Raw genomic sequence first — 12,728 nt, forward strand, 5'->3', positions numbered from 1 at the left:
GAACCATAATCATGAGTAGCGGGAAAGGCGGATTCAGTTTTCTAGATTTCAAAATTCTGAATATTGAAAGCCGGATTTTACTCCCGTTTTTCCTAGGCTGTCTATTGTTAGTTTTGCTTTTAGGACTTTTGCTGTTTTACTTTCAGATGAAAAATACCGAGACTACTGCGATTCGAAACGTAAAGGTCATTACTGAACAATTATTAGCCTTACGAGTATACTATTCCGACAACATCGTCAAGAAGGCATTAAAAGAAAAAACGGAAGTAACTTACAAGTATAAAGAAGTTCCGAAAAGTATTCCCTTGCCCGCTACAATGGTCAAAGAATTCGGAATTCATCTTACGAATCAGTTCGAAGGAATTCGCGTAGAGCTTTTTAGTCGGTATCCTTTTCCGAACAGAGGCAAGAAAGGAGGTTTGGACCAGTTCGAAAAATCTGCCTTGAGTTCTTTAGAAAAAACTCCCGAAAAGCCTTATTATGTTTTTGAGGAAATAGATTCTGTTCCATACATTAGATATGCTTTAGCTGATCGAATGCAACCTTCGTGTGTAGGTTGCCACAACACACATCCCGAATCACCCAAGAGAGATTGGAAAGTGGGAGATGTAAGGGGAATCCTCGAAGTTAGCATGCCTGTGAATAAGACGGAAAGCGGCGCAGATCTTATTTTATTTTTCACAATCGCAATCTTAATCGGCTTAGGTACGATCTTTATCGTCAACCTTACTCGTAGCAAGCAAACCGAAGCCATGATCTTAGATTTGAATGCAAATTTGGAATTAAAGGTAGAGTCTAGAACCGAAGAGCTCAATAAATCGAATGCGGAGTTACTTAGAGCAATCCACAGCTTAGAAAAATTAATGAACGATCTGACCAAAGCGCAGAGCCAGCTATTATTGTCCGAAAAGTTAGCTGCGATCGGTCAATTAGCCGCGGGAATGACTCACGAGCTAAATACTCCCCTCGGAGCAATCTCTTCTTCGAATCGAGCTATATTAGAAATTATAAATAAGGAAGTTAGAGAGATTCCGAATTATTTATCAAATCTGAATGAAGTAGAATTTAACTGGTTCAAGGTATTGCTTGAAGAAAGTCAGTCGGATCTCTCCAACAACGACATCCTACCGAATAGAAAAAGAAAGGCAGATTTGACTCGTTTCCTTTCAGACTCTGGCGTAGAAAATCCTATGATAGTGGCTGGCATGATTCTGGATATCGGAGCAGACAGAATAAGCAATCAATTGATCGAACTATTTCAGTCCGAAAAATGCTTAGATATACTAAAAGCAGTCTTGTGTTTTGTTACGATCAATCGTTTAAGCAAAGTTATCTCAGTCGCTACGGGCAAAGCAACACACGTAGTAGGTGCTCTGAAAAACTACCTTCATCCCGGAGATAAAAGTAAAGAAGAGGATATGTCGGAAATAGATCTGATCTCCGAAATGGAAACGATTTTGGTTTTATACCAGTACAAAATCAAGCACGGAGTGGAGATCATTAAGAATTACGAAACGGAAGAAAGATGCATCGGAAACGCTAATAAACTCAACCAAGTTTGGATCAATCTGATAAACAACGGATTACAATCGATGGATTATAAGGGAAAAATTGAAATTTATATTCAGAAAAGAGAAGACTGGATCGTTGTGTCGTTTATTGATTCTGGACCAGGGATCCCTATAGACATACAAGCTCATATATTCGATGCGTTTTTTACTACAAAAAAGCATGGGGAAGGAGTAGGCCTGGGACTTGACATTTGTAAAAAAATTATAGAAAGTATAGGTGGAAGAATAGAATTCGAGAGTTTGCCAGGCCGAACTCGATTTAGTGTTTGGTTGCGACCTGCAGGAATTATTAAAAAATCGGAATAGATTATGAATACTCAGCGAGAACAAAATGTGATTCTTTGTGTTGATGACGAACCGACTATTCTCATTTCGTTGGTGCAAGAACTCAGAAAGGAATTGGGTCATGAGTTCCTGTATGAAACTGCACAGGATTCTGCAGAAGGTTTAGAAATCGTAGACGAACTCGTTTCGGAAGGCCTGAACGTAATCCTAATACTTTCCGACTGGTTGATGCCCGGATTAAAAGGAGACGAATTCTTAGCCATCGTTCATAAAAAGTATCCAAACATTCGATCAATTTTGATTACCGGACATGCGGAAGCAAACGTTGCAGAAAAGCTAAAACAAACTGGAACTTTCGCAATTTTATCCAAACCCTGGGATCCGGATGAATTGTTAAGCGCAGTAAAATCCTGCTGCAGTAAAAATTAATTTATTCTAAAGTCTTAGGTGTTATCCCAAGGGCATAAGGTTTGGGTAAATTCACAAACTGGATAAAAGCTGGTTCAAAGCTGAATATTATTTTTTGCGAGTATGTCCAGGGCGGTTTTTCGCAAAATAGGATGAACCGTAAAATCATTGGGGTCTGGTGCTTTAGATTGGGATTCCGCAAGTTTAAACTTATCGGGACCGATCCATTGTGATAAAGCCCAAAGCATTCTTTGGAAAATTTCGTCGATTCTCTTTTGATATCCCGCCTTTTTATAATATCCATAGGCTAGAATAGGCAATTTTTTATCGAACATGAAATAGTCCCCAAGTCGAATCAGGCCGTCTTTATACTCGGCCTTTAAAAAGCATTCTCTTGCTTTTCGAATATCGCCCTCGTTAAAGGCAAGATTGCCCTCCCGAATCAGCTCCATTCTCTCTTTGGGATTCATGTGATTAAGATCGCCCTTTTTTGTCGAATTCACAAGCTTTTTTCCGCCCTCCCGTGCGATTAGACTTGAGAGACGGAAAAAACTATTTTTTCCAAAATCTCTTGTCCTTGCCTCAGGACTCTGTCATTTGTCTATCTTATGAGTGATATTAAAGTCGGATCCAAAGCGCCTTCGTTTAATAGTGTAGATGATAAGGGTAATAAAGTTTCCTTAAAGGATCTGTTAGGTAAAAAAGGATTGGTCCTTTATTTTTATCCAAAGGATCAAACTCCCGGGTGTACTACGGAAGCCTGCGATTATCGCGATAATTTCTCTCGATTTAAAAAAGAAGGGTACAATGTCGTCGGTGTCTCTCGAGATTCCATAAATTCGCATCAAAAATTCATCCAAAAGCAAGATTTGAATTTCACCTTGATTTCGGATGAAGATGGAAGCATCTGCGAAAAATACGGTGTATGGCAACTTAAGAAGTTTATGGGTAGAGAATTTATGGGAATCATCAGGAGCACATTTCTGATCGGTGGCGATTTGAAACTACTTAAAGTCTATCCCAAAGTAAGCGTAAAAGGTCACGTCGACGAAGTGTTGGCGGACATTAAATCTCTGGAGAAAAAATGAAATTAGAAAATTCCAAGATCAGTTTCGGCTTAGGAAGAAATCCGAGCAAAAACTATTATAAGATTATCCTAGTGAGCAAAGGCCTCCTCCCGAAGGAATTGTCTGCAAAATTTGCGGATCAGATCCAAGCCGGAATATTTACCGGAGAACTTGGACAATCGTTAAACGACGAATTAAACAAAATCATTTACATTGGAATCGGTGACCCTGAAAAAATTTCAGTTCGCTCGATCGCACAACAGTTTTTGGGAATCGGTGAAAAACTCAGAAAGTGGGAAAGCGTAGGCTTGGAGATCCACCTTGGTTCTGGCTTACTCAAATCTCTATCGACCGCGACCCTGGTTTATCAAATAGCAAACTCTATCGATCTAGGAGCGTTTCCTTTAAACGTTCTGGCAAAAGATTTTAAGGAAAAAAAATCCAAATTTGGTCCGGTGACCTTTTTGCTCGAAGATTCGGGGAGCGAGAAAGCCGCTAAGGCAGGATTAGAAAAATCTAAAGCTGTAAGTAAGTATATCAATGGAGCCAGACATATCTCGCATTTGCCTGCGAACCATTTTACTCCAGAAGAATTTGTTTCCAGATCGAAAGAAATCGCAAAAGAAAACAAATTGAAAATTATCGTTTTTGATGAGCCTCAACTTAAGAAAGAAAAGATGGGTGGAATCCTTTCTGTATGCCAAGGATCGGATAAGAAAGCAAAGTTAATCATTCTAGAATATACTCCTGCAAAACCAAAAACGAAAAAGAAATTAGCGCTGATCGGAAAAGGACTTACGTTCGATTCAGGCGGGATAAGTATAAAGCCGGCCCAAGACATGCACGAAATGAAATACGATATGTGTGGAGCAGCTGCGGTGATTCACGCGATAGGGGCGATTGCGGAACTTGGAATCGGAGTCCCGGTAGTAGCAGCAATCGGAGTCGCGGAGAATATGCCCGATGCTGCGGCAATCAAACCAGGCGATGTTTACACTGCTCACAACGGACTGACCATCGAAGTACAAAACACAGATGCAGAAGGAAGACTAGTTTTGGGAGATGTGCTTTCCTATATCGGAAAGAAGTATAAACCTGATTATATGCTGGACTTGGCGACTTTAACAGGAGCAATCATCATTTGCTTGGGCCACGAGGCGGCTGGTGTAATGTGCAATTCGGATAAGCTGACTGCATTGTTAGACGAAGCATCGCTTTCTTCGGATGAAAGAACTTGGAATCTTCCTTTGTGGGAAGAATACGGAGAGGAACTGAAGAGCGATATTGCAGATATGAGAAACGTCGCCGGTAGACCTGGAGGAAGTCTTTCAGCCGCGAAATTCCTGGAGAGATTCGTTGATAAAGGAATTGATTGGGCGCATTTAGATATCGCTGGTACTGCCTGGCGCAAAAAAGCTTCAGGGACCCAGATCGGAAATGGTCCTACAGGATACGGAGTACGATTGCTTGTGGATCTAGCAGAAAAGCTAGAAAAACTGAAATAGACAGATATTCGGCTCAGTCTCTAACTGGTTTCGATCGTTGACGCAACTCAGGACAAACATTCCATTAAAAAAGGCGGGTCCGGATTTTTTCGGAGTTCTATCCGGAAAGTCCGAACTTCCTAAGAACTCCGCCTTCTTTCCATTTAAACCGGAACTATTTACGAGGCACCTGCTATACTCTCTGTCGATGTTAGTGGTCATTCCTCTAATATTAGAATTTTATTATTCTTACCTCCCCAGAGACGTTCGAATAGTTCAAATCGGAGGAATTTCTTTAGGGACTGCATTGATCGTCCTGTTCATCTTTTCGAGAATCAATATATCGCGAAAAATGAAGAGAGATGCAGAAGAAGGTCGTTTGAGAAACGGAATTCTTGTGCTGAAGGATATCCTAATCATCAAAGAGGATAAGATCTGTCATATATTTCCGAGGGAAGATATACTCCAGATTCGATCCGGTTGGATTTTCTACTCGGAAGGTCCAGACCAAAGGGGAGTTTTCATCGAATACCAGGAATCCGCGCGAGAAGAAGAGAAGGAATTTTCAATCGACGGTGAATACTGCTTTTACCTCGAGGCCGACCAGGTGGCCAATTTTTTAAGTGATTGGTTGGAAACGGGATTCCTTTGGAGGACTGGAATTATTCGGGAACTGCAGCCGGTTCCTAGGAAGAAATGAGGAAGGGCCCCGCCCTTCCACTGGGTGGGGGCCGGTGCGGTGGCAAGCCCAGTGGTCGCTTTTTCACAGAATCTCGCGGTTGGCAAGACATTCCCAATAGGAAGAATCTCGTAGGAGCTCCTACAGCTTCTTCCTAGATTTCTCTATTAATGTGACATAATATGCATGCCTTCTTTACAGGTTTTCTCCATTTTCCTTCTGAAAATTAACCGTAAGTTCGCTAATTTCCTCTGATTGAGGAGACTGATCTAGAAAATTCCTTTCACCATAGTGCGCCGCAAAAAGAATGACAAAAGATAGTGCATCGCACAAATTTCAGGAGTCGGTCCAATGAAACAACCGAAACTTCGTAAAAGATATATCGTATTTGCCTCCTTGCCTCTTTTATACCAATCCTTCGTGGCCCCCATCGCAGGCTCTCTTTCGGAATCCTGGAAGAGAAAATCTGTAGTTCAAGAAAGCGAATCGGTTCGCCAATTCATACTCAGCCACAAAGCCAGAATATCCCCTCCAGAACTAGAGGTCCTGATCGAGACTATCCTGGCGGAATCTAACCAAATTCAGGATGGTGCCTGCGGAATCTATTGCGAGGAGGGTGAAAAAGTGGGCCTTTTACTCGGAATCATTCGAGTAGAATCCGAATTTTTTAGAAAAGCACGCTCCAAGAAAAATGCCCGAGGATATATGCAGGTGGTTCCAAACACAGGCGCCTGGATGGGCCGTAAAGAAGGAATCAAAGTTCAGCCTGAGAGCCTTTTTGAAACCAAAATGAACATTCACTTAGGGGTAAGCTACTTAAACCACCTGATCGATTCCCAAGAGGGAAACATCAGAAAAGCATTACTTGCCTACAATGCCGGTCCCGCTGCCGTGAAAAAATGGGGCGGAGTGAAACAATACGCAGAAGATGTTTTCTACTTCCAAGAGGAATACCTTGGAATGAGGAAGTGACCCAAATCCACATAGAATGGAATCCGGTTTACCAAATAAGTTTTAATTTCTCTTCACTATTCTCAGTACACAGCCCGCTCTTTGCGAAATCAAAGGCGGGCTTTTTTCTTTTATAGGGGCGGAATTCCCATGGGAGGAGTCCCCACCCTGGTTTTGGGCGGGGGCCGGTGCGGTGGCAAAGCGAAGCGCTCTCCATAGCATAAATCATCTTTTTTGTCAAGTCTAATTCGCGGGGAGGTTGTGGGACCTCCTACAGAAACGAAGGAACAAATTATATCGAAATAGCAAAATATTCGAATATTATAAAATTATTACTTATCCTTCATCCACTGAATGCAGTCTTTGAGCATTGATTTCACATCTGAAGCCGTTCCATGGTACCAATGACCGTGTCCTGGCAAGATCCATTCAAAGGTGTAATCCATCAATTTTTCCATGGAGTGTATCTGTTCCTTCCAGGAATACCAGCACGCGTTTCTAAAAGCGATCAACCTTTCTCTATTTGGGTCGTAGGCCAAATGATCTCCTGTAAATAGAACAGAATTATTGTACAGCAAAACCGCGTGTCCCCTCGTATGACCAGGGGTTGGAATGATTTCCAGACTATCCGCCAAGCGATATGGTTCCGAGCCGGCAATGGAGATTTCGGGATTACCTATTGCGGAGGCATCGCTTTCATGGATAATTCTTTGCGTCGAAAACTTATCATGAAACTTAGAATGATCCGCCACATCATCCTGGTGCGTTAAAAAATGATAATAGACGCCGCCCATTTCCTCCATTTTTTCTGCTAAGGAAGGCACATAGCGAGGAGAGTCAACCAGTACATTTCCATCAGCTCTCTTAATTAGATAGGAAAAGGCTCCGTAAGAGGATTTAGAGTGGAATCCACAATAATATATATTCTCTCTTAATAAATAAGGAAAACTTGATTTTGCTAAGTGAAGATCCATCGGAAATTCTGTTCCAATCGAAGATGTAGGACAGGCTACGAGAGCTCTCAAAGCTTCCTGCTGCATTTCCTCGCTTTCGGGTTGATGATAAACGTAAGAACGCCCTCCTGATTCTGAAAAGGTAGAAGGCGCGATAATTCGACAAGTTTCACAGTCGATGCAAGTCGAATCCACATAAAAATTGCCCGATACATTTTCTGGTCTTTTTTTGGAGTAAGTTCCCATTCTCTGTTTAGACTGGTCCCGTCCTGAATTCTCCGAATCCTTGGCCCCAGATTATTTGGGAGTATTCACCCAGTTCGATGATTGAAAATACCTGTTTTCTAAAGCTTTCAATTCTCCCGTTCTAGATAACTCGGAAAGAAAAAACTCAAAGTTCCGGTAATAGACCAGATCGCCTTTAGGAAGTAAGGCGCTCAAATGATCTTCACTCACCTGCTCGAGTAAAGGCCGAAAATTTGAAACAATGGCAGGGTCTCTAAGTAACAGACCTTTAATATAAAAAGTATCCGCGACAAAACAATCCGCCTTGCCTTCCTGAACTGCGGCCCAAGCTTCCGCGACACTACCGTAAGTATAAATTCTGGAATTTGGAAATTTATTTTGTACAAATTCGTGACTACCTGAAAATGCTCTTACACCAAAACTAATCCCGGATACATACTTCAAGTCCAAAATGTTTCTGAAATTTACGGTGGTCACTATATCCCCTTCAGGAGGAGGAGGAAGCAGTCTTTTTTGGATTAAAGCAGCGGTACTAGATATTATATAGGGGCTACTGAACTTTACTCTTTTCGACCTCTCCAAGGTGGCAGCCAATCCGGAAAGAGACAAATCTACTTCTCCGGAAGCTAATGCCTCGGCATGATCTTCAAAATTCGGTTTGTGAATAAAGATGTATTTCACTCCTAAGAAATCGGCATATCTCTTTCCAAGTTCTGCATCGAAACCAGGATATCCTTCTTTTGGATCCGACACATAGAAAGGAGGAAGGTTTTTGTTGCCGGAAACTCTCAATTCTCCCCTCTTCAAAATCTGGTCCAGTCTAGACTCCCTTCCGTTCGCGTTCTGCGGAGTTACATTCGCTAACACACAGAGCAATAGGCCTACAAGAAGAATTTTAGGGGACGATATCATAAATCTATTCAATACACCTCAGGTTTTATATCCATGAACATATTTGAAGCTACTTTAACTTATTCTAATCTACTTTTAGCTCCGACAAATTAGAAAAATACTCAAGACTTTCCGGATTGGCAAGCGCATCCTTATTCAGAATAGTTTCTCCCTGTACTGCTTTTTTTACGGCAATTTCTACCTTTTTTAGATTTCTGGTATATGGGATATCCGGGACCGAAAGTATTTTTGCAGGCACATGCCTAGGAGAAACCTTTTCTCGAATTTCCTTGCGGACATATGATTCGAATTCCTTGGTGAGAGATTTGTCTGAAGCCATTTTCAAAAAGAGCACAACTCTCACATCGTCCTTCCAATCTTGCCCGATCACTACAGAATCTGCAATTTCCGGAATTGTTTCCAAAAGACTGTATAGATCTGCGGTGCCGATTCTAACTCCACCCGGATTCAAAGTAGCGTCGGATCTTCCGAATACCATCATCCCACCTTGCGAGGTGAACTCTGCAAAATCTCCGTGTCTCCAAATTTCCGGAAAAACATCAAAGTATGCTTTCCGGTATTTTTCCCCATCAGCATCATCCCAAAAATATAAGGGCATGGAAGGGAAGGGCTTGGTGCAGACCAACTCACCCTTTTCATTCGAAACTGAATTTCCAGATTCGTTCCATATCTCTACAGCCATTCCCAATCCGACGCATTGCAATTCTCCAGCACGAACTGGAAGATTAGGATTTCCTAATGCAAAACAACCGTTCAAATCTGTGCCACCTGAAATTGACGAAAGTCTTATATCTTTTTTCCAAGATTCGTAGACATATTTGAATCCGTATGGCGGTAGAGGTGATCCAGTGGACAGAACTGTCCTTAAGGAATTCAAGCCTTGAGTCGGCTTCCACTTCTCTTTTTCCAAGCTCAAGATATACTTTGCGCCCACTCCGAATACGTTCGTTTTAAGTTCCTCGGCGAGCTGAAATAGAACATCTATGCTGGGATAAAACGGATTTCCGTCAAAGAGTTGGATCGTGGCACCGATAGAAAGAGAGCTGACCAACCAGTTCCACATCATCCAACCACAGGTAGTGTAGAAAAAGATTCTATCCGCTTCGTTCAGATCAGTATGAAGCGCCAATTCTTTCCAATGGTTGAGAAACACTCCGCTCCCTTGAACCATACATTTCGGTAAGCCGGTGGTTCCGGAAGAATACATTATATAGACCGGATGGTCAAACGGGAGCTGAACGAATTCTAATCCCGAACCAGAGCGAGCTGAAATAGCCTCTTCCCAAGATATCGAATTCTTGGGGAAATCCTTCAATCTGGATTCGTTTGATTCTTTTCTTTCCGAAGGATATCCTACAACAATGATTTTTTCCAAATCCTTAAGCTGGTCGGAGATCTCACGGATCGTCATATTCAATTGAATTATCTTTCCTTTAAATTCATATTCATTAGAAGTAATTAATACTTTTGGTCGTATTTGGCCGAATCGATCCAGCACCCCTTTGGTTCCAAAATCGGGAGAACAAGAAGACCAGATCGCTCCCAAGCTAGTCGCAGCTAACATGGAAATTACTGCAGAAGGAAGATTTGGCATTAGCCCAACCACCCGATCCCCCGGGACCACTCCTAAACTTTTCAAGTAGGAGGCTAACGCTGCGACTGATTCCGACAAACTCTTGTAGGTAACTTCCTCTTGGAATCCATTCTCCCCTTTGTACTGGATTGCTAGTCCGGACTGTCTTCCTCTCAAAAGATTTTCCGCAAAGTTGAGCTTTGCTCCAGAAAAGAATTTCGACTCCCAAAAATGCTTTCCCTTCTGAAATTTCTCGGAATAGGACTCGCTGTGTTGTACCGGAATATACTCCCACAAAAGGGCCCAAAATTCCGAAATTGATTCCACACTCCACTGATGAAAGCTTCTGTAATCTGGAAATTTGCGTCCGGTTTTTGACTCAATAAACTTTTGGAAATGAGTCATCCTGGACGAATAAATTTGATTTTCTGAGGGAGACCAAAGGATTTCATTCATGGTGGACTTTGATGGTCGAAAAAAACCGGATTCGGTCAACAGTAAATTTTTGTTGTGAACTCGGCCTCTAGATTTACGCTACGTTTACACTCGGGAGTCTTCCATTGTCCGCTCTAAATCACCTCGATCTTGCCTCAATCATATTCCTTTGCATTAGCATAGTTTACGCTGTTCACGGTTTTTTGCACCAGCTTATCGTGGGGGGCGCGATCGCAGTGTTCCAACACCCAGACGAAAGGCAATCTCGCTTGCTGTTAATGGTATGGATTGCAACCGGTGGGTTCATGAGTTTTATGGGTTTACTTCCGGCTGTATTATTGATTCTTTATGGAATTGAACCGGCTCCAGTCAAAGCAGTTCTCTGGACCAACTTGCTTTCACTTACGTTTCTCTGTATTCACTCAATACTCTGCGGGTTGCGCCAGCTTCCAAAACCTGTGCGAGTCGGATTTTATTTAACCGTAATATTCACGTTTGCACATATCGTATTTTTATTCTACCATCGCAATAGTTAGGAAATTCGAATAAGAATATCATCCTTCTGAAGGTTCGTAGTAGGCTAAATTTTCCGGACCTTCGTAGATTACGATCCGATCTACCCTTCCGTCGGCAGAATGCACACTGTGTTTGAGTCCGTGATAGAACCAACGAGCCATATTTTCGGAAGTAGGGTTTATCGTTTTAAAATCCGGATGCTCGTTGATCAAAATATGATCGAGTTCGTGTACTAGTTCCTTGAGACGCTTCTTGGATGTCAAAAAGTCAAAACTAATACCGTCTTCCCCTATGTTCTTATTACCGGATAAGTACACCTCAATCTTAAACGAATGCCCGTGAATCGGTTCATCGGATCCGTCTGGGAAGTACTTGTATAGGTAATGCGAAGACTCAAATTTATCCTCGATTCGAATGTAGAATTTACCTGATTCCTGAAAAAACATTGGTGATTGACGTGGCTCCCGGCAGTCTATATACTGGAAGTATACCCGTACGAGTAGGAGATTTTCTCAATGTCGGAAGCGGTCAAGCCTAGATTTTATAAGGAAATGACGGTCGGTGAAGCGATGGCACTCCATCCAGAAGCCGGGCTTGTTTTTTCTAGCTACCACCTGGGAGGATGTTCCCATTGTTCTATTAATGAATTGGAAACGATAGAACAAGTTTGCATGGGCTACGGTGTGGAAGTAGAGGTTCTAATCGAGAGCCTTAACAATCTGATAGACGATTCAGAGGAATAAACATCTTAAAACAGAAGCAGCCCGATTTAGGACTGTTTCTGTATCTTATTTTGCATTCAAAAATTCTTAAGTAAGTAAGTTTTCTATCCCTTAGGTGCCTAGTGCCCCATCTTCCGAATCCGGAATATAATAATAACGAATCCCAGCTTTTCTAAAATACTTGTACGATTTCGTCCATCCGCTTTCTGCGGGCTGCAATCTTCTTTGGAAAGTTTCTTCTGGAATTCGAAATGTGTCTCCCAGCGAATCATATCTGAAAAATCGAACCTTGGTTACATTACGAATCATTAATAGATTTCCGGGTTCCATTTCCCAGTTTCTGTCCGGTTCCCACGAAAAATATACGGAGCGACTCGGAAAGATCGGATACTTTTTCCCTTCGTACAAAACCTTGTCCTTAGTTCTATGAATGTTCTTAAAAATCTTTTTCGGTCCGCTCTTTACGATAAAATGAATCGTTCCACAGCGAAACGTTAGAAACAAAGGAATTGCTGAAAGCCCACTTGGTTCTCTAAGCTGCTTTTGGGCTGCACGTAGATCCGGAATATAACCAGATTGCTTGGACACGCGCTCCAAATTTCCGCGCATGGATTCGTCTAAGAACTCGACAGTATCATCCCGACGAATCTTTTCCAGTTGTCTATAAATTCGATCAAACTCGCCTTTCTCGTATGCCTTGCTTCTCACAAAGCCGTCTAACTGGCGTTTTAGATTGGTGAGCCTAGCTCTAAAATATGGAGTATCATTTTTGGAGGCGATTTCGAACATCTCCTCCCATAGAGATTCAAGTTCTCTTACTTCGGAAGTTTGGTCAAAAGTGGCCTTCTCGACCTCCTCCAGAATATACCGAAACTTTCTCTTTAAATCGAATAGAAATCTGGAATCTTTGACTCTTTCCATACGAA

Annotated in this window: 14 protein-coding genes; 8 read left to right on the top strand and 6 right to left on the bottom strand. The window is 42.0% G+C overall.

Translation table 11 applies throughout. The features are described from left to right. Window positions 1-11 precede the first annotated feature (11 nt). Both CH373_RS16570 and CH373_RS16575 read left to right on the top strand, forming a co-directional pair. A complete protein-coding gene (locus tag CH373_RS16570) occupies window positions 12-1,877 on the top strand; it encodes an ATP-binding protein (protein ID WP_100714897.1) in 1,866 nt (621 codons plus the stop codon). Window positions 1,878-1,880: 3 nt separating this feature from the next. Then, complete coding sequence (locus CH373_RS16575; protein WP_100714898.1) at window positions 1,881-2,285, top strand: response regulator; 405 nt, start codon at window positions 1,881-1,883, stop codon at window positions 2,283-2,285. A gap of 74 nt (window positions 2,286-2,359) precedes the next feature. Here CH373_RS16575 and CH373_RS16580 read toward each other — a convergent pair whose 3' ends face one another. Next, on the bottom strand, window positions 2,360-2,734 hold the full coding sequence (locus tag CH373_RS16580) for a hypothetical protein (RefSeq protein WP_100714939.1): 375 nt from the start codon (window positions 2,732-2,734) through the stop codon (window positions 2,360-2,362). Between the two features lie 138 nt (window positions 2,735-2,872). On the opposite strand from CH373_RS16580, the gene bcp reads away from it, so the two are divergent. From bcp to CH373_RS16605, 4 genes are all read left to right on the top strand, one after another. Beyond that, entirely contained in the window at window positions 2,873-3,352 is a 480-nt protein-coding gene (gene bcp / locus CH373_RS16585; protein ID WP_100714899.1) for a thioredoxin-dependent thiol peroxidase, read from the top strand. Next, the gene (locus CH373_RS16590) at window positions 3,349-4,836 is read left to right on the top strand and encodes a leucyl aminopeptidase family protein (protein WP_100714900.1); all 1,488 of its coding nucleotides are present in this window, start codon (window positions 3,349-3,351) and stop codon (window positions 4,834-4,836) included. Before bcp ends, CH373_RS16590 begins: the two co-directional genes overlap by 4 nt. 37 nt (window positions 4,837-4,873) lie before the next feature. Then, entirely contained in the window at window positions 4,874-5,515 is a 642-nt protein-coding gene (locus CH373_RS16600; protein ID WP_125170040.1) for a hypothetical protein, read from the top strand. Window positions 5,516-5,845: 330 nt separating this feature from the next. Beyond that, the gene (locus CH373_RS16605) at window positions 5,846-6,466 is read left to right on the top strand and encodes a lytic transglycosylase domain-containing protein (protein ID WP_100714903.1); all 621 of its coding nucleotides are present in this window, start codon (window positions 5,846-5,848) and stop codon (window positions 6,464-6,466) included. Between the two features lie 311 nt (window positions 6,467-6,777). Here the strand turns inward: CH373_RS16605 and CH373_RS16615 are convergent, their stop codons facing one another. The 3 genes from CH373_RS16615 to CH373_RS16625 form a co-directional block, all read right to left on the bottom strand. Next, on the bottom strand, window positions 6,778-7,644 hold the full coding sequence (locus CH373_RS16615) for an MBL fold metallo-hydrolase (protein WP_100714905.1): 867 nt from the start codon (window positions 7,642-7,644) through the stop codon (window positions 6,778-6,780). Window positions 7,645-7,695: 51 nt separating this feature from the next. Then, complete coding sequence (locus CH373_RS16620) at window positions 7,696-8,556, bottom strand: substrate-binding periplasmic protein (protein WP_100714906.1); 861 nt, start codon at window positions 8,554-8,556, stop codon at window positions 7,696-7,698. Between the two features lie 64 nt (window positions 8,557-8,620). Beyond that, entirely contained in the window at window positions 8,621-10,585 is a 1,965-nt protein-coding gene (locus tag CH373_RS16625; RefSeq protein WP_100714907.1) for an acetoacetate--CoA ligase, read from the bottom strand. A 104-nt stretch (window positions 10,586-10,689) separates the two neighbouring features. Here CH373_RS16625 and CH373_RS16630 point away from each other — a divergent pair, with 104 nt between their 5' ends. After that, on the top strand, window positions 10,690-11,100 hold the full coding sequence (locus tag CH373_RS16630; protein WP_100714908.1) for a hypothetical protein: 411 nt from the start codon (window positions 10,690-10,692) through the stop codon (window positions 11,098-11,100). Between the two features lie 18 nt (window positions 11,101-11,118). Here CH373_RS16630 and CH373_RS16635 read toward each other — a convergent pair whose 3' ends face one another. Continuing rightward, a complete protein-coding gene (locus CH373_RS16635; protein ID WP_100714909.1) occupies window positions 11,119-11,526 on the bottom strand; it encodes a 6-pyruvoyl trahydropterin synthase family protein in 408 nt (135 codons plus the stop codon). A 69-nt stretch (window positions 11,527-11,595) separates the two neighbouring features. Between CH373_RS16635 and CH373_RS16640 the strand changes: the two genes are divergently transcribed. Further along, complete coding sequence (locus tag CH373_RS16640; RefSeq protein WP_100714910.1) at window positions 11,596-11,823, top strand: disulfide oxidoreductase; 228 nt, start codon at window positions 11,596-11,598, stop codon at window positions 11,821-11,823. Window positions 11,824-11,913: 90 nt separating this feature from the next. Here the strand turns inward: CH373_RS16640 and CH373_RS16645 are convergent, their stop codons facing one another. Continuing rightward, a complete protein-coding gene (locus CH373_RS16645) occupies window positions 11,914-12,723 on the bottom strand; it encodes a hypothetical protein (RefSeq protein ID WP_100714911.1) in 810 nt (269 codons plus the stop codon). Window positions 12,724-12,728 lie beyond the last annotated feature (5 nt).

Source organism: Leptospira perolatii (assembly GCF_002811875.1).
Lineage (GTDB): Bacteria > Spirochaetota > Leptospiria > Leptospirales > Leptospiraceae > Leptospira_B > Leptospira_B perolatii.